The organism is Mucilaginibacter sp. P2_D11 (assembly GCF_056404435.1).
This window is the reverse complement of the sequence record NZ_JBFUEA010000006.1, coordinates 241,512-257,573: the sequence shown is the minus strand read 5'-3', so window position 1 is coordinate 257,573 and position 16,062 is coordinate 241,512. Positions and strand designations below refer to the sequence as shown.

Below are 16,062 nucleotides of genomic sequence, written 5' to 3'. Positions count from 1 at the left end.
ACGTAAGCCTTAACGTGGTTTAATCGTCAGGAATACGCGTTTATACCTTGATAATGCGGGCTTACCCTTGTCTGTTACTTTCAGGATAAATTGGGTTGTTTCCGTTGTTTTTACCTCGGGTGCTAACAGGAAAATTTTATATAAATTTTCTGCCACGAGGATTTTTACCGGTGTTTTTAGCGTACCTGTTTCTGCGTACTGAAACCATAAATAGCTTAGGTTATCGCCATCCGGATCGGTTGTCCCGCTTGCATCGAGCGAAAAAAATTCGCCGGCTGTTACTGTAATAGCCGTTGAATGCCCTAATGCCGGCACCGGCGGGTGGTTGGCACCACGGTAAGGCTTGGTTGTCCAATCCATCCGGGCCGCAAAATCGTTCTGATAATCATCGCGCCAGCGCCAGATGGTTGCCCAGTTATCATGAAAAGATACCGTATCATTACGCACAGCGCGGCCATAATTGTTAAAAAGCACGGGTGTATAACTATCCGCAGCATTAGTAAAAATGGGCCTTGTTTCGGATTCTATCGGTACGCCGCCGGTAAAACCTTTTGCATCAAAGTCGGCCAGGTTAGGCTTATAAAGTTCGTAACGGCCGCCCCATCCACCCCATTCCGGATGGTTTGGAACGTTCAGCCCGTTTGGTATCAGTGATAGCCATGAGGGAGTATCGCCCTCCATTGTATAGGCAACATCGGGATAAAGTGCGCCCAAAGGCCCCTTGCCTTGTTGGATATTATCGGCTATCCATCTATTGCTAATCGTTTCGTTATTTGCACCATCCACCGCCTTGCTCATGGCCAGCCAGGTGGCTTTTCCGTATCCGCCGGGGGTAACGATATAGAACAATTCGGGGAAGTTATTCCGGATCCAAATACCGCTATCGTCCTGGTCGGATATGGTATAAACACGCAGTTTGGCAACCATTTTTTTCATCGTTGCCACGTCGTTTGAATTTTTAAGCGTGTATAATGCCTGCGCCAAAGTGTTTGCGCCGCCCCATACCGAGATCCATAATGGGCGGGGATCGTTTTGTTTCAGTTCTCTTATTATCCAATCAGAGCCCGCAGAATTTTTCCCGGCGCCCGTAGCATTTAAGCCATAGCCGGGTTGCCCTTTTTTTACCAGCATACTTAATTTTTGCGCATCGGGGTAAGCCGGATCATGTTTCCGCAGGTTTGGCAATACCTTATTATATACACTAATTATTTTTTGGATAGATTCGGGCACTATCCAGGTTTTTTGATGAACCGATGTGGTTGCAATTAAGCCCTTTATATCAATATCATTACTATAAAGCAATAACCGTATCAAGCTTTGGGTATCATCGGCATCAGCTTCTATATCGGTAAGCACAATTACCCTATTTTTGGGTTCTTGCTGTGCGTTGGCAATAGTAATAACAAAAAGACAGAGTAGCGTTAGTGCAGTTTTAAACGGATTCATAAATGAAGGTTGGCGGCTAATTGGTTGTTTATGCTAATGTAGTTATTTTAAGATGGTAAGAGTATGTTGAAGATGAATTTGCAATTGGGGGAGATAAAGGGGCGGGTATATGATATAGAAAAATATTAAGTTTGGGAAATCAACCTACAACATTATCCATTAATGAATTTAGAACGATATCCTTACTACGCAAAGCTAGATTATTACGAGTACTTTTTTTATAGCGATGGCCCTAAGGGTACTATAAAAAAGGTAGTAAAATTTGTAAAAGCAAGCGATAATCCCGTTGTTTTCAACTTAGGATTTGGTGATGAAGACCCCTTAAGCGGTGAGGTGAGCGATTTGAATGTAACAGACAATAAGGACAGAGATATAGTATTAGCTACAGTAGCAAGCACGATTAACGACTTTTGCGAATGTTATGGTAACAATTATATTTATGCGCAAGGGTCTACATTGGCGAGAACGAGGTTGTATCAAATGGGCATAGCACGGCTTCTAGAAGAAATAGTTGTGGATTTTGAAATATTTGGTTTGAAAGACGGCGGTTTTGAAATTTTTCAGCAAAACGTTAATTATAAGGCATTTCTTGTGAAACGCAGGGAAAATAATTATTTTTGATTAAGTTATTTACAAAGGAGGTTTTATGCCAGCAGTGAAAAAGGTGGTTTACGAAAAGGGTTTTGGTAAAGCTATAGTTACCAATGAGCCTAGTAGCCATGATAACGACCCTTTCTTCTTAGAGAAGTTAGAGAAAGCAAAAAAAGTATTGTCTAACGTGAAGTTCCCTGAAGAAATAAAAAAGTAATTGGGATGGAGGATAGTAATCAAAAGTCCAAAACGGTGCCATGGGGTACCCCACCTGAAATTGACCCTAATATGAAAGACCATAGCAAGGACCCATTTGTGCTAGAAAGTGTTGAACGCGCCAAAGAATTCCTCCGCCTACACCCCATACCAAACTGGATGTTGAAAAAGTACGATATAAAATAACCACAAAGGCCCGAATTTTCGGGCCTTTGTGGTTATAAATCGAGGCAAACTGCAAAAACAGCCCCCCTTAAATGGCAACATGTCCAACCATTCCAACGCTTATAACTTCTACCAACTTTTCTAAATTTTTCCAACCTTTTTTATCAAATTTGCACCTTATTAATTAGGGGTTTGGAAGCTTATATTCAAGAGGCGTTATTCGTTCTATTTCAGTTATGTTTTATTATTCAGTTGTATTACCTGGTAGGTAATCACACAAAGCTATATGCCTATGCACCTTCGCAGGCTTTGCCGGAGGTTAGCATCCCAATTTCGGTTATCATCAGCGCCCGCAACGAAGCCAAAAACCTGGCTGTAAACCTGCCTTATATATTACAGCAAATCTATCCCGATTATGAGGTGGTAGTGGTAAATGATTGCTCTTACGACAGCTCGGACGTGGTGTTGGAAGATATCCAACGCGAGTTTCCGCACCTTAAAATTGTTACCATCACCGAGCACGACCGTTACAAAACCGGCAAGAAATTCGCCCTTACCCTGGGCATCAAAGCTGCCAAAAATGAGCATCTTTTGTTTACCGATGCCGATTGCAAGCCTGCTACCCTGCACTGGATAACCCGCATGGCGGCCAATTTCGGGGGCCAAACCCAACTGGTTTTAGGCTATTCGCCATACTTTCGCAGCCGCAATTTCCTTAACGCATTCGTCCGTTTCGAAACCGTTAAAACCGCCATCAACTATCTTTCGGCCGCGCTTAGTGGCGATGCTTATATGGGCATTGGGCGTAATTTGGCGTACACCAAAACTTTGTTTTTTGGCTCCAAGGGCTTCGCATCGCATATGCATATCCTTAGCGGTGATGATGATTTGTTTGTAAACCAAAACGCCACCGCAGAAAATGCAGTAATTGAGATACACCCCGATGCCTTTACTTATACCGATGCCAAAACCACTTTAGGTAGCTGGTTTAAGCAAAAAAAACGCCACATGGGTGTGGGTAAAGAGTACAAAAACAGGCACCGCCAAATGCTTAGCATCGATGCCATAAGCGGTTTTTTATTCTACGTTTTGTTTGCGCTATGCCTGGTATTTAAGTTTGAGCCTTTGCTGGCCGGCGGGGTTGTGGCTTTCAGACTGATACTTCAGTTTGTTATTTATAGCAGGATTTTTAAGAAGCTGGATGCCGGCGATATACTTTGGGCGCTGCCATTTTTTGATGTGATTTACTACCTTTACTTAAATGTATTTGGATTGATAGGTACTTTTATAAAAACCACCCGATGGAAGTAAACGCGAATTTTACCGAGAACGCAAAGAATGATTTTCACCTGGTGGTGAAGGCCAGGGAAGGCAACCAAAAAGCCTATGCCGACCTGATGCACCGCTACAAAGATTCCATCTATTTTATGGTGCTGAAGATGGTAAACAACAAGGAAGATGCGATGGACCTCACCGTAGAAACCTTTGCCAAAGCCTTTGAAAAACTGGAAAAATACCAGCCCGAGTACGCCTTTAGTACCTGGCTTTTCCGCGTGGCTACCAATAACTGTATCGATTTTATCCGCAAAAAGAAACTGAATACGCAATCAATCCACGGTATGTTGGATGAAGACGGCGACGAAAAACCGCTGCAAATAAAGGCAGATGTGCTCAACCCCGAAGAAACTTCCATCAAAAAACAGCAAACTGAAGAGCTGAAATTGTTGATAGAAAGCCTGCCCCTGCGTTACCGTAACCTGATAACGCTGCGCTATTTCGACGAGTTATCGTACGAGGAGATTGCCCAGCAGCTCGATTTACCATTGGGTACCGTAAAGGCGCAATTATTCAGGGCCCGGTTCTTACTGGGCAACATCATCAAAAAGCATAGTAAGGATGACATCTGATTTAATTCTGAAGTATTTCCCCGATGCAAGCCCTGCTCAGCAGGAGCAGTTTGCCCGCCTGCAGGAACTATACACTTTTTGGAACAACCAAATCAACGTAGTATCGCGCAAGGATATCGATTTGCTTTACGAGCGCCACGTGCTGCATTCTCTCGGCATAGCCAAAGTAATGCCCTTTATGCCCGGCGAAACCGTGCTGGATGTAGGTACCGGCGGCGGCTTCCCTGGCATTCCTTTAGCTATTCTCTTCCCCGAAACGAGGTTCCATTTAGTTGATTCCATCGGAAAAAAAATAAAGGTAGTGAACGAAGTTGCAGCAGCTTTAGGGCTGGTGAATGTAAGAGGAACCCACGCCAGGGCCGAAGAAATAAAGGAAAAATTCGATTTTGTGGTATCGCGCGCGGTTACGCAATTGAAAGATTTTTACCCTTGGGTAAAGGGCAAGTTCAGCAAATCTACCACCAACAAACTGGCCAGCGGGATACTCTATTTAAAAGGGGGGGACTTAACGCAAGAAATTGCCGAGTCGGGTTTAGCCGTTCAGCAATTCTACCTCAGGGATTATTTTGAGGAGGATTTTTTCGATACCAAGCAGGTTATCTACGTAAAGGGATAATTACGGTTTTTTGGTTCCTGCGGTATCTATTTTGATGTTCAGCTTAGTTATTGGTGCAACTTTTACATCCACTTTCTTCAAATTTACCTTAGTTACCGGTTTTACCTTCATTGGCTTTAGGCTGATTTTAGTATTGGTAACAACTACAGGCGAATCTATGGTGATATCGAGGTTTCTTACATCTGCTGCCACAACCGGCGCTACGAAAATTTTGGGCGCAACTGCAGCCCTAACCTTTACGGCTTTAACGCGTTTAGTAGGCTTGTCGGCCACTACCTTTGGAATTTCGAAGCTATCTCTCGATATGGTAGGCGGGCTTGCGGGACTAGCGGGTTCATCTATCGTTATCATCGGTGGCGGCGGTATTTTTTTACCCGATATGTTCAGTGCTACTTTTGGCGCTTTTTTGGGTTTTGCGGGCGGCGGTGGCGGCGGTAAGTTAGGTATGTCGCCAATATTTACGGCTTTGTTAAATATAATGTTGCCTACAAAGCCCGGTATCACTCTTGTTTTATTGCTGGCAAGGTAGGTAGCCTGGTTATCGGGCAGCCAAAAGTTCATCTCCAGTATCTTTTTGCCGGGTTTGTCTTTTACCGGGTAAGGGTAGCTTTCCAAGGCTTTTAATGCTATGGCTTCGTAACCTGTGCCTTTGCTTTGCATAACAGCTATGTTGGTCATTTTACCCGCTGCATTCAAATCGAAAGTAAATACAACTGCACCGTTTTCATTTGCTTTTAATGCTTCCGCAGGGAATTTTATGGTTTTATGTAGGTAGGCGGATACTGCTTCGTAAGGTTTTTTTAGTAAATATGGGGGCGGAGGAGGAAGCAGCTTATGTTTGGTGGTATCGCTTTTAGCATCGTTCCCTGCGACAATCGGCATCTTTGTTTGGCTGTCCACATCAATTACCTCCACTGTAAGCTTCATGGTTTTTTGGATGTAGGCAATATCTTCGGGGCTGGTGCTTTTGGCTAAAAATGTCTTTTTAATGCCTTTAACGGTAAACGAAAGATTGTCGGAGTAGGCGGTGATATCTTTTACCTTATCTATTATTTTAAAATACTTAATGGTTTTTGTTATGGGTTCGTCTATCCTGATTTCGGCTTGCACGGGTTTAGCCGGTGCCAGGTCGATAAATGCATAGTTTTTACTGAACACGAGGGTTGATGCGCACAGCATCCCTACACAGAGGGGCACTGCGGCCAGGTACTTTAGCCTTGCTAAGCTGCCTGATCGTTTTTGGTTTAACATGATGATTCGCTTTTTTAGGAGATTATAATTGAAAAAAGAATGTGCAATGGGCGAGCCCTGTATGCCGTAGGCGTTGTTAAGCAAAAAGGCCGAATAGGTGAGGGCGTCGCGCTCTTGTGCGGCGGTCTGCTCATCGGCAATATACTCGTGCAGGGTACGCAGGCTGCGCTGCAACAGGTAAATAAAGGGGTTAAACCAGCTGAAAACCTTAAGCACTTCCAAAAAAATGATGTCTGCCGAATGCCGTTGGCGGATGTGTACCAGTTCGTGCGCTATAATGGTATCGGCCTGTGGTACTTCGGTGCCGATGAACAGGTAATTAAAGAACGAAAACGCCGTGTTATCGCCCTTGAGCTGTATCAACTTATACTTATCTGCATAGCGCGATTTACTTTTGCGCGTAAGTAAGGATAAGCGATACAAGCGGTACGCCAATACCGCTAAAGTTACTACCGCACCTATTATATAGGCATATAACAATACATCCCCCAGGGTTATTTGCGCAACGGGCTCTTCGATAGTTATCTCGGGCAAGGGGGGACCGTTCACTACCTGTGGAGTATAAGCAACCGGCTGCAGGGTTATCTGCTCCACTGGCTTTAGTATGCTGAGCTGCGTAACCGGCAGTATAAACGATACCACGCAGCTAAACAGCAAAAAGGCGCGGCTTAACAGGTAATGGGTTTCGTTATTTAAAAACAAGCAATAGCACAAATAAAATACCCCCAGGTAAATATTTGCTTCAACAAGGTAGTGCAGCCAGTTCATTGTTTTTTGTTTTTGAGGTTGTTCAATAGTTCGGTCAGTTCATCCAGTTCTTTCAGGCCCAGGTCCTTCTCATCGGCAATAAACGATACCAGGCTTTTGTACGAATCGCTGAAGTAGTTCTTCATCAGCTTATCGAAGGTGAATTTCTTGTAATCGTCTTCGCTCACGGTAGGGAAGTACACATGCGAATTTCCGTAGGCCTTATGGTCTATAAAACCTTTGCCTTCCAGCACCCTTACCACGGTAGATACCGTGTTGTAAGCGGGTTTGGGCTCGGGTATGCGTTCGATGATATCCTTTACGATAGCTTCGTTCAATTGCCACAGTATCTGCATTATCTGCTCTTCGGCTTTAGTGAGTTCTTTTACTTTCATAGTAAACTATTTTTATAGTTATGCTAAGGTAGAACTATTTTTATAGTTTGCAAACTATTTTTGTAGTTTTTTTTTAACGTATCGTCTTTTGCGAGAAATGGCGGTGGGGAAAGACGACGCGGCAACTAGTGGCACCGAACCCGTCGAAGAACAGAAAAACCGGCATTGGCCTGTTCGGCAACCACTGAAACTGCTAAAGCACTGGCTTCCATAGAACAGGACGCAGCCGGCAGTTTCTTTTGGTTACTTTTCTTTGCTGCCAAAGAAAAGTAACATCCACAGGCCTTGAATAACTTACTGCCTTGCCTAACGAAGCACAAAAGACTGCAACGCCTAAACCTCATCACATTTTTTAGGTGCATTCCTGAGTTTCCTTACAGCCATGACGTGCAAGATGGTGGACCAATAAAAAATACACCTATTTTGCTAATAATATTAGGATTATTGCTACTTTAGGGCATCCAAAACTATGTCGTTACATCATCAGCTTGCTTTAACATTTATTAAAAAGATAGGCCCCGTACTGGCCAGATCTATGATGAGCCAGTTTGGCGATGCCGAGCAGATATTCCGCTTATCCAAATCTTCGCTGAGCAAAGCCAGGGGCGTTGGTGCAAAAACGCTGGGCCAGGCCGATTTTGATGAGGCTCTGCGCCGGGCCGAAGCGGAGCTGAATTTCATCGAAAGGAACGATATCGACGTGCTTTTTTATACCGATGCACGCTACCCAAGGCGCTTGAAGAACTGCCACGACGCACCTTTGTTGTTATACTCGCGGGGCAACGCCAACTTCAATGTGCCGCGTATCATCAGCATAGTAGGTACCCGCAACGCTACCGATTACGGCAAGCAACTATGCAAGCAGCTGGTTGAAGAATTGCAGGAATACCATATTATGATTACCAGCGGCCTGGCACTGGGTATTGATGTGGCGGCTCATAAAGAGTGCCTGCGGGCGGGAGTACCCACAGTGGGCGTACTGGGGCACGGGTTCGATAGGATGTACCCCTCGCAAAACCGCGCTACTGCCGATAAGATGCTGGAGAATGGCGGCCTGCTTACCGAATACCCATCGGGCACCAATCCCGATAGGGAGAACTTCCCGCAACGTAACCGCATTGTTGCCGGCATGGCCGATGCTACTGTAGTGGTGGAGGCAGGCTTAAAAGGCGGCGCATTGATAACCGCCGAAATTGCTAATACCTATAACCGCGACGTATTTGCCTTCCCCGGCAGACTGGGGGACGAATACTCTGAAGGATGCAACTTTTTGATACGCAATAACAAAGCACAATTGCTTGCCTGCGTTGCCGATTTGGCCTACAGCCTCGGCTGGGAAAAAAAGGGGGAATTGAAAGGTGCACCAGAACAACTGGTTTTGCCTATCGACCTATCGCCCGGCGAAAGGAATATTTACGATATCATCCGCGAGAACAAAACGCCATTGGCTATAGACGATTTGAGCATCAAAACCAATATGCCCGTAAGCCAATTGGCTATGGCTTTATTGGAGATGGAATTGCAGGGCTTCATCCGCTCGTTGCCGGGCAAAGCTTATTGCATCAATTAAATCTTTGGGTTATCATAATAGGTGAGTTTTCCCGAATCCTCATAAATTTCTTCCCAACTATCCAAATCAAACTCAATCAGCGCCACGGTACCCGGTGGCACTTCTTTTATGGCGCCGCTTAAAGTATAGAGTATTTGTTCTACGGCGGGGTTATGCCCAACAAGGGCTATGAAATCTTGCTCGGTAGGTAACTCATTGATGATGCGCATTAAGGTAGGTTCGCCTGCCTCATAAATCGCCTTTATAATGGTTGCGGGATTCAGCTTCAACGTATCGGTAAAAATATTTGCGGTAGTGTGGGTGCGTAAGGCCGGGCTGGTGACAAAAAGCTGGGGGATGATGCCTTTTTCCTGCAAATGTGAAGCCATGGCTTCGGCCCCTTTAATGCCTTTTTCGGTAAGGGGGCGTTCAAAATCGGTGTAGCCGCTTTCGTGGGTGGCTTTGGCATGGCGTATCAGTAGTAGCTTTTTCATCGGTTTTAAAAGTATAAAAAAAAGAGGAGCAAAAATTGCTCCTCTTTTGCCATTTTGGCAATTTCTTTATCAGAAAGTAAAACCTATCGAAACGCCGAATACTTTGCTTTTTATGGTACCGCTGCTGCTATCGTTTGATAAATTAGAAAGACCAAGATCGTAGCTTAGGCCGATAAGGAAACCGCCTTTAAGCTGCAAACCGGCTATGCCTTGTATGCCAAATTCGGTCTTTTTTACATCGTCAACCCCGTCTCCAAAGTTCACATCCGTTTCGGTTGTTGTGCCGCCGCTGGTCGATTTATCTTTACCGGAGATACCCATAGCCGCAAAGGGGCCGGCACCGAAATAAATATTTCCGACTACAATTGGGGCATGATAAACAATATTAACAGGCACCTGCAAATAATATAACTGAAACTTTTGGCTGGTATTGCTTATTTGCTCATCAAATTTGTAACCTTTACCGGTATAAAACAGGCCGGGCTGGATAGAAATAGCACCGGCTTTAAGATCGGCAAATACGCCTACCGAAAATGAAGTTAAAGAACCGGGCGAAAACGAAAAGCTTCCGCTTGATTGAGATACGTTGGCAAAATTTACGCCGCCTTTAATTCCAAGTTTTGGGATTTGCGCAGATGCGAATAACGCTGCAGAAGCAAGCGCTACTGTAAAGATTAATTTTCTCATATGTGGTAAAGATTTAAATTTCAGCTAATTTAAATAATAAAAGATGAAATTGCGATGAAAGCAAATTTACCTTTTATTTACGAAGGCGGTTATAGGTTCCTCGGGCATATCAACCATGCATTTAAAATGACCCAGCGGGCATTTCTCCAACCCGAATTTGGAGCAGGGGCGGCAGCCGATATCGGTACCGGCCACCAAAGCATCCTTTACCATATAGGGTTGTACGCCCAATAAATCGGGCACGGTGCCGCCCCAGATAGATACGATGGGTCTGTCGAAAGCTTCGGCAATATGGGTTAAGCCGGTATCGAAACCGATTACACTTTGGGCTTTTGATACCAGGAAAACCGACTCATCCAGCGAGGTTACTCCGCAGGCGTTATATACTTTAGGGCCCAGTGCGGCGGCCACTTCATCCCCATTGGCCTTTACGTCCTTACCGCCCAGCAGCACAACGGGCAAGTTTATTTCCCGGCAAATGCTGATGATTTTTGAGTTGGGCAGGCGTTTGGTAAAATGGGTTGCGCCTATAATAAATGCTATGAAACCGTTTTGATGACTGGTCGGAAGCAGATCCTCCAATTGGTGCCCGCCAACATAATAGTCTATCGGTCTGCCATCGTTTGTAACGCCTAGTGGTTCGGCGGCTTTTAAATAACGGTCTACAATATGGGTGTTGGGCACCAGCTTGAGGTTTAGCTTAAGGCTGAGCCATTTGCGGATGGTGTATTTTTTGAAGGTGTACGATTTAACGGCCGTGCGCATTTTGATGACGGCCGTGCGCAGGTTGTTGTGCAGATCTATAATGTAATCGTACTTTTCCTGTTTGATATTCGCAATGGTTTCGGCCAGGGTGGGCTTCAGCAGCAGCAGTTTATCCAGGTAAGGGTTGTTGTTGTAGATGTACTGAAAAGCTGGTTTGGTAATGAAATGCACCTCGGCATTGGGCACCTGCTTTTTGATACAGCGAACAACAGGCGTGGTATAAATAATATCACCCATCGAACTGAAGCGGATAACCAGTATTTTCATCTTGGTAATATTACCCGGTTACGCTATTTGCCCGTATTTTGTTGATGATGGATGTGGACGAGTAGCCCTCTACCAGGCTGATGGTTCTCACCTCGCCGCCATTGGCCAGTACTTCTTTGGCCCCGGCAATGTTTTCGATGGTGTAATCGGCACCTTTTACCAAAATATCAGGCATCAGGGTAACGATGAGGTCGCGCGGGGTATCTTCTTCAAATAGTACGATGCCGTCAACAAAAAACAGGGCGGCCAGTAATGCGGCGCGGTTACTTTGGTCGTTAACGGGGCGGCTTTCGCCTTTCAGTCGCTTTACAGATGCATCGGCATTAAGTCCGATGACCAGTTTATCACCAAGTTCGGCCGCTTTGGCCATGTAAGTAATATGGCCTAAATGCAGCAGATCGAACACACCGTTGGTGAATACTATCTTTTTACCCTCTGCCTTCCAGGCCTGTATGCGGGCCGCAAGGGTAGGGGTATCGGTTATTTTATCTAAGAGGGTTTGTTCGAGGTTGTGGCGCATGGGGTATATACTGTTATCGCCTGAGTAATTTCTCGCAAAGGCGCAAAGACGCAAAGTGGTTTTTAATCTTGGCGCCTTTGCGTCTTTGCGCGATACAAGATTCAGGATTGTATGTTTATTTCGGTTTCTTCGCTTCAAAAATCTTTTTAATTTCTTCCAAAGATAGCGCATTCAGGCACATTTCTTTGCTGAGACCGCCTTTGCGGGCCACATTTACGCCGTACTCCATATCCAGGAAACCGCTGTTGCGGTGTGCATCCGGGTTGATGGATAGCATAACACCCTTTTCCAAAGCGTATTGGTGCCAGCGCCAGTCGAGATCTAAGCGTACGGGGTTGGCATTTATTTCGATAATTACCTTATTGGCAGCGCAGGCATCTATCACTTTTTTACAGTCGATATCATAGCCTTTCCGGCTCAAAAGCAGCCTGCCAGTGGGGTGCCCCAATATCGTGGTGTACGGGTTTTCGATAGCTTTTATCAGTCGTGCGGTGGCTTTATCTTCGGCCATTTTTAGGTTGCTGTGTACCGATGCGACGATGAAATCGAAGCGTTGCAATATCTCGTCGGGGTAATCAAGCGAGCCATCGTTCAATATATCCGATTCGATCCCCTTGAATATACGGAATCCCTCCAGTTTTTTGTTGAGATGGTCTATTTCCTCGTGCTGTTGCAGCACACGCTCTATGCTGAGGCCCTTGGCGTAAAAAGCGCTCTTGCTATGGTCGCACATGCCCAGGTATTGCAGCTTCAACTGATCGCGACAGTAAAGGGCCATCTCTTCTACGGTGTTTACGCCGTCGCTCCAGGTGCTGTGGTTGTGCAGGGTGCCTTTGAGGTCGTGGTAGGTAATCAGCTTGGGTAGCTTGTTTGCAGCCGCCCGTTCGATAAAAGTATCGCCTTCGCGCAGTTCGGGCTGCATCCAGGTCAGCCCGGCTTTTTGATAGATAAATTCCTCGCTCGATGGTTCCTCCAATTCTTCGGTCATGAGGGCTAATACAGCCTCTACGTGCTCGTCGGAGCCGGTATTGATGAATAATTCTTTATAATATTCTGCTTTATCCACGCAAATAATATCAACCAGCAGCCCGTTTTTCAGTTCGCCGCCAATGTGGTCTCCATTCAAGCTCACATTCTGTAAAATTTCCGATTTTGCAAGGGCATCAAATGCAACTTGCTGGTTGAGGCTACCGACAACGATGACTAGTTCCGTTACAATTTCATTCCGCCGGCGAAATTCTCCTGCAAAATGTTTCAGCGCTTCCGGGAAAATGCCTTTTATTTCGTCCATCAGCAGATTGGCTTCTTCCTCCACCTGTGCGTACAGGAATTTGCCGTTCCCCGCCATCCGAAACTCGATGAGCCTGCGTATCTCGTCCTGTGTTTTCAGTCCGAAGCCTTTGGCTTCTATCAGTCGGTTTTCGTTGCAGGCGTAATAAAGTTCACCTACGTTTTCTATGCCCAGGTCCTTCCAAATGGTGGCCACTTTTTTGGCACCTATGCCCTTGATGCCCATCATCTCTACGATGCCTTCGGGGGTTTTATCCAGCATTTCCTGCAGTTCGGCCATGGTGCCGGTGTCCAGCAGTTCGGCAATTTTTGCCGCGAGGCTCTTGCCTATGCCGTCTATCTTCTCCAGCTCGGCAACGGTTTTACCGGCAATAGGGAAGGGGAGCTTATCAACCTTAAAAGCCGCGTTGGCTATCGATTTTATTTTGAAGGGGTTGGCCTCGTGCAATTCCATCAATTGCGACAGCAGGCGGAGCGTACGGGCTACGGGCTTATTTTCCATAAATTGGTTTGCGGTAAAAATACAAAAGGCAGGGGCAAAAATGCCTTTTATTATTGAACAACATTATCGCATATCTGTTTTTTAACCGCAGCGAGCACGGAGGAGGCGCAGAGGGGCACAGAGCTGGAGTGTGGTTTGGATTTTAACGGCAGAGCGCGCAGAGATTAATTGACGATAGCGTAATTGGAAAGAATAGTCGGTTAAAAGAACAGCAATTTCGGAAAGAGAATAATGCCTATCATTTTATAAGTCGTAAAAAAATAAAACAGGTATGCTACGATTCCAAGGAATTTTTTTGCTGTCTGAGATTTAATTTTAATCATTAGAATATATAAAACGAAAGCTATAAAAATAGCAAGGCAAAGCCAACTACTGTAAATACCAAATACAAACGGATCTAACCTGTCTTTTATTGGAGCAAAATAGTTGACGTAAATGCATAACGTTATCGCAATGAATAAAAACAAGTATGTGCTTGTTTTGAATGCTTTAATCATAATTAAATATACATATACAAATGTGAAGGTGAATCAGGAGTTATAAATAATTGAAAATAGGGGAATTAACGCTGAAGACAGGGATTGATTTGTCGTTTAGTTAATGACATTCGCTCCAACTCGTTCAAATTCTTGTTAACTCAAATTCGCGGGTGCACAGATGTTTATTTAGCCTATATGGAATAACGTTTTAAAACTGTTCTCTTTAAGTCCGAATCAGGCCAAATTTCGATTCTATAAAAGTCGTCTCCGTTGTCGCCATCTACTGATGCTAAATTTGAAGAATAAATGCGTACACGATATGCACCGGGTTCTACAGGCAATTCTAATTGAACACTTGAATCGGGGCAATCAAGGATTTGAATAAATCCGGATTTTATTATTATGCCACCCTCAACTACATGGTCATAATCAGCCAAAATAATATTTTCGTTAAAGCGATTCAATATTTCTACCTCCGCTTTAACCTGACCATAACATTCAAGTCCGACTCCTAAAATGCCATTCTCAATTGCTAACCTATCATCAAAAGCTTCCGCCGTCCAAAAGTTGTCTGATGCGGTATCACCCGGTGAATCTTTGTCGTAGATATAGAATTGGTTGTGTGTGGTGTAGAAATCTAATGGATATTTCATCTTGCTTAAAACTAAGTAATAATCCATGTTTAGCCAAGCGCCGCAGCAAAAAACTCGAATAATCGTGTCGTTCTATTCAGTCTTTACGTATTTTGTGGTTGATAAATCGATACTCTCATATGCATAATATCAACGATGAAATATTCGCCCAAAACCTGCTGCTAACGCAAGCTTATTGCGAAACGCAGCTTGCAAATGCAGATAAATCTCCGGCGGAAATATTTAGAAGTTTTAACCCGGAGTATGATGGCAAACCGTTGTACACTTTTGTAAAGGGGCAGTATTCAGCACCGGTATATCAATCAGCTCAATCTGCTGTCTACCCTTTTGACCATGATAAAGAATCATTTTATACCGATTTGTTTGAGCTGCAGTTGCTAAATAAAAGGATAATGGTAACTACCCTCGATGTAACTTCAAACTACTCCGGGAGGATATTAATTGCAGATATCGATCAATCTATACCTGATGGTGCTTCAGAGGCAGAATCGTTTGGGTTTATAGATGAGTATGACTGCCCACCTGTAGATACATGGTTTTATATTGTGCAATTGGAGTTTACCAGGAGGTTATATGCCTGGATACCGGAACGTTTTGTTGAATTGGTGAATGAGGGAATTGATGTAAACATGTTGAATATTTTCAATTGGCAGGACAATCCACGGCATATTGATTGTAGCAAAGAGCCTGGAGTTAAGAATATCCATCGTGAATATCAATATCAACCTCATGAAAAATACATGCCCGACAGGCGTTACATATTCCCAATAGTTTGCGCTGTTCTGCTCTTGATTATATTACTTTGTTGGGTCGAGTTCCATAATTATGAAGGTTGATTTTGATGAGTTAGGAATGATTCTTCGCAGGTGAAAATTCGTGAAATTCGAGTAACTAGTTCTATTCAATCTTTACGTATTTTGTGGTTGATACGCCGAAACGCTCATATGCACAACATCGACCATGAAATATTCGCCCAAAACCTATTGCTAACGCAAGTTTATTGCGAAATGCAGTTAATTAATGCGGATAAATCAGCAGCCGAAATATTGAGGAGTTTTAACCCGGATTATAATGGTCAAAAGGCATTTTCCTTTAAACCGGGAGAATATGACGGGGAAATCAAGACTTATTTTGAAGCGGGCTGGTCGGTCGATCCATGGAGAGACGACGATATGGTGATTTATAACGATTTGTTTGACCAACAATTAGCCAATAAAATGCATGTGGTGAAGTTGGATAAACTGCAGACGAGTTGTAAAGGTAAAATACTGGTAGCAGAGGTCGATAATACTGTAGTTGATGGATGTTCCGAAGCTAACTCTGATGGACTAATTGACATTTTTGACTGTCCGCCGATAGATACGTGGTTTTATTTAACTGACGATGAACATAGTAGGCTGATGTATTGCTGGATACCCGAGAAATTTGAGGAGCAAATAAATATAGCTGTGGCAGTAAATGCAACAGACTGTCTAAGATGGTTCGATACTACGTCTCAATAAAAAAAAGCCACCCTCACAGG

The 16,062-nt window shown here is 44.3% G+C and carries 18 protein-coding genes; 9 read left to right on the top strand and 9 right to left on the bottom strand.

What is annotated here, in order from left to right:
• Positions 1-9: 9 nt before the first annotated feature.
• Positions 10-1,446: a DUF1593 domain-containing protein gene (locus tag AC1DXC_RS11490; protein WP_477459296.1), complete on the bottom strand. Its 1,437-nt coding sequence runs from the start codon at positions 1,444-1,446 to the stop codon at positions 10-12.
• A 162-nt stretch (positions 1,447-1,608) separates the two neighbouring features.
• On the opposite strand from AC1DXC_RS11490, the gene AC1DXC_RS11485 reads away from it, so the two are divergent.
• From AC1DXC_RS11485 to rsmG, 6 genes are all read left to right on the top strand, one after another.
• Complete coding sequence (locus tag AC1DXC_RS11485) at positions 1,609-2,067, top strand: DUF6934 family protein (RefSeq protein ID WP_477459295.1); 459 nt, start codon at positions 1,609-1,611, stop codon at positions 2,065-2,067.
• 25 nt (positions 2,068-2,092) lie between these two features.
• The gene (locus AC1DXC_RS11480; protein ID WP_477459294.1) at positions 2,093-2,254 is read left to right on the top strand and encodes a hypothetical protein; all 162 of its coding nucleotides are present in this window, start codon (positions 2,093-2,095) and stop codon (positions 2,252-2,254) included.
• Positions 2,255-2,259: 5 nt separating this feature from the next.
• Positions 2,260-2,439, top strand: coding sequence for a hypothetical protein (locus AC1DXC_RS11475; protein WP_477459293.1), 180 nt, complete (start codon positions 2,260-2,262; stop codon positions 2,437-2,439).
• Between the two features lie 231 nt (positions 2,440-2,670).
• Positions 2,671-3,729 carry a glycosyltransferase gene (locus tag AC1DXC_RS11470; protein WP_477459292.1) on the top strand — a complete coding sequence of 353 codons (1,059 nt, stop codon included), beginning with the start codon at positions 2,671-2,673 and terminating at the stop codon, positions 3,727-3,729.
• Positions 3,720-4,325, top strand: a complete 606-nt coding sequence (locus tag AC1DXC_RS11465) for an RNA polymerase sigma factor (RefSeq protein WP_477459291.1) — start codon at positions 3,720-3,722, stop codon at positions 4,323-4,325. Before AC1DXC_RS11470 ends, AC1DXC_RS11465 begins: the two co-directional genes overlap by 10 nt.
• Complete coding sequence (gene rsmG / locus AC1DXC_RS11460) at positions 4,315-4,941, top strand: 16S rRNA (guanine(527)-N(7))-methyltransferase RsmG (protein ID WP_477459290.1); 627 nt, start codon at positions 4,315-4,317, stop codon at positions 4,939-4,941. Before AC1DXC_RS11465 ends, rsmG begins: the two co-directional genes overlap by 11 nt.
• Here rsmG and AC1DXC_RS11455 read toward each other — a convergent pair whose 3' ends face one another.
• Both AC1DXC_RS11455 and AC1DXC_RS11450 read right to left on the bottom strand, forming a co-directional pair.
• Positions 4,942-6,960: a M56 family metallopeptidase gene (locus tag AC1DXC_RS11455; RefSeq protein WP_477459289.1), complete on the bottom strand. Its 2,019-nt coding sequence runs from the start codon at positions 6,958-6,960 to the stop codon at positions 4,942-4,944.
• Complete coding sequence (locus AC1DXC_RS11450) at positions 6,957-7,334, bottom strand: BlaI/MecI/CopY family transcriptional regulator (RefSeq protein ID WP_477459288.1); 378 nt, start codon at positions 7,332-7,334, stop codon at positions 6,957-6,959. Before AC1DXC_RS11450 ends, AC1DXC_RS11455 begins: the two co-directional genes overlap by 4 nt.
• A gap of 469 nt (positions 7,335-7,803) precedes the next feature.
• Here AC1DXC_RS11450 and dprA point away from each other — a divergent pair, with 469 nt between their 5' ends.
• The gene (gene dprA, locus AC1DXC_RS11445) at positions 7,804-8,904 is read left to right on the top strand and encodes a DNA-processing protein DprA (RefSeq protein WP_477459287.1); all 1,101 of its coding nucleotides are present in this window, start codon (positions 7,804-7,806) and stop codon (positions 8,902-8,904) included.
• Here the strand turns inward: dprA and AC1DXC_RS11440 are convergent.
• The 6 genes from AC1DXC_RS11440 to AC1DXC_RS11415 all read right to left on the bottom strand — a co-directional run bounded on the left by AC1DXC_RS11440 (position 8,901) and on the right by AC1DXC_RS11415 (position 14,567).
• Complete coding sequence (locus AC1DXC_RS11440) at positions 8,901-9,377, bottom strand: SixA phosphatase family protein (protein WP_477459286.1); 477 nt, start codon at positions 9,375-9,377, stop codon at positions 8,901-8,903. The two genes, dprA and AC1DXC_RS11440, sit on opposite strands and share 4 nt — an antisense overlap.
• 69 nt (positions 9,378-9,446) lie before the next feature.
• A complete protein-coding gene (locus AC1DXC_RS11435) occupies positions 9,447-10,064 on the bottom strand; it encodes an outer membrane beta-barrel protein (RefSeq protein ID WP_477459285.1) in 618 nt (205 codons plus the stop codon).
• Positions 10,065-10,130: 66 nt separating this feature from the next.
• The gene (locus AC1DXC_RS11430; RefSeq protein ID WP_477459284.1) at positions 10,131-11,096 is read right to left on the bottom strand and encodes a glycosyltransferase family 9 protein; all 966 of its coding nucleotides are present in this window, start codon (positions 11,094-11,096) and stop codon (positions 10,131-10,133) included.
• Between the two features lie 10 nt (positions 11,097-11,106).
• Positions 11,107-11,616 (bottom strand): D-glycero-beta-D-manno-heptose 1-phosphate adenylyltransferase, encoded by a 510-nt coding sequence (gene rfaE2 / locus AC1DXC_RS11425; RefSeq protein ID WP_477459283.1) that lies wholly within the window; start codon positions 11,614-11,616, stop codon positions 11,107-11,109.
• A gap of 115 nt (positions 11,617-11,731) precedes the next feature.
• Positions 11,732-13,408, bottom strand: a complete 1,677-nt coding sequence (locus tag AC1DXC_RS11420) for a helix-hairpin-helix domain-containing protein (RefSeq protein ID WP_477459282.1) — start codon at positions 13,406-13,408, stop codon at positions 11,732-11,734.
• Between the two features lie 670 nt (positions 13,409-14,078).
• Positions 14,079-14,567, bottom strand: coding sequence for a hypothetical protein (locus AC1DXC_RS11415; RefSeq protein WP_477459281.1), 489 nt, complete (start codon positions 14,565-14,567; stop codon positions 14,079-14,081).
• Positions 14,568-14,659: 92 nt separating this feature from the next.
• On the opposite strand from AC1DXC_RS11415, the gene AC1DXC_RS11410 reads away from it, so the two are divergent.
• Both AC1DXC_RS11410 and AC1DXC_RS11405 read left to right on the top strand, forming a co-directional pair.
• On the top strand, positions 14,660-15,376 hold the full coding sequence (locus tag AC1DXC_RS11410) for a hypothetical protein (protein WP_477459280.1): 717 nt from the start codon (positions 14,660-14,662) through the stop codon (positions 15,374-15,376).
• Between the two features lie 108 nt (positions 15,377-15,484).
• A complete protein-coding gene (locus tag AC1DXC_RS11405) occupies positions 15,485-16,042 on the top strand; it encodes a hypothetical protein (RefSeq protein WP_477459279.1) in 558 nt (185 codons plus the stop codon).
• Positions 16,043-16,062 lie beyond the last annotated feature (20 nt).

Bases quoted from the DNA above. Each gene is read 5' to 3' on its own strand.
- AC1DXC_RS11435 (WP_477459285.1), bottom strand. From the start codon at position 10,064: ATGAGAAAATTAATCTTTACAGTAGCGCTTGCTTCTGCAGCGTTATTC.
- AC1DXC_RS11430 (WP_477459284.1), bottom strand. From the start codon at position 11,096: ATGAAAATACTGGTTATCCGCTTCAGTTCGATGGGTGATATTATTTAT.
- AC1DXC_RS11410 (WP_477459280.1), top strand. From the start codon at position 14,660: ATGCATAATATCAACGATGAAATATTCGCCCAAAACCTGCTGCTAACG.
- AC1DXC_RS11450 (WP_477459288.1), bottom strand. From the start codon at position 7,334: ATGAAAGTAAAAGAACTCACTAAAGCCGAAGAGCAGATAATGCAGATA.
- AC1DXC_RS11455 (WP_477459289.1), bottom strand. From the start codon at position 6,960: ATGAACTGGCTGCACTACCTTGTTGAAGCAAATATTTACCTGGGGGTA.
- AC1DXC_RS11440 (WP_477459286.1), bottom strand. From the start codon at position 9,377: ATGAAAAAGCTACTACTGATACGCCATGCCAAAGCCACCCACGAAAGC.
- AC1DXC_RS11490 (WP_477459296.1), bottom strand. From the start codon at position 1,446: ATGAATCCGTTTAAAACTGCACTAACGCTACTCTGTCTTTTTGTTATT.
- AC1DXC_RS11465 (WP_477459291.1), top strand. From the start codon at position 3,720: ATGGAAGTAAACGCGAATTTTACCGAGAACGCAAAGAATGATTTTCAC.
- AC1DXC_RS11420 (WP_477459282.1), bottom strand. From the start codon at position 13,408: ATGGAAAATAAGCCCGTAGCCCGTACGCTCCGCCTGCTGTCGCAATTG.
- AC1DXC_RS11480 (WP_477459294.1), top strand. From the start codon at position 2,093: ATGCCAGCAGTGAAAAAGGTGGTTTACGAAAAGGGTTTTGGTAAAGCT.
- AC1DXC_RS11485 (WP_477459295.1), top strand. From the start codon at position 1,609: ATGAATTTAGAACGATATCCTTACTACGCAAAGCTAGATTATTACGAG.
- rsmG (WP_477459290.1), top strand. From the start codon at position 4,315: ATGACATCTGATTTAATTCTGAAGTATTTCCCCGATGCAAGCCCTGCT.
- AC1DXC_RS11415 (WP_477459281.1), bottom strand. From the start codon at position 14,567: ATGGATTATTACTTAGTTTTAAGCAAGATGAAATATCCATTAGATTTC.
- rfaE2 (WP_477459283.1), bottom strand. From the start codon at position 11,616: ATGCGCCACAACCTCGAACAAACCCTCTTAGATAAAATAACCGATACC.
- dprA (WP_477459287.1), top strand. From the start codon at position 7,804: ATGTCGTTACATCATCAGCTTGCTTTAACATTTATTAAAAAGATAGGC.
- AC1DXC_RS11405 (WP_477459279.1), top strand. From the start codon at position 15,485: ATGCACAACATCGACCATGAAATATTCGCCCAAAACCTATTGCTAACG.
- AC1DXC_RS11475 (WP_477459293.1), top strand. From the start codon at position 2,260: ATGGAGGATAGTAATCAAAAGTCCAAAACGGTGCCATGGGGTACCCCA.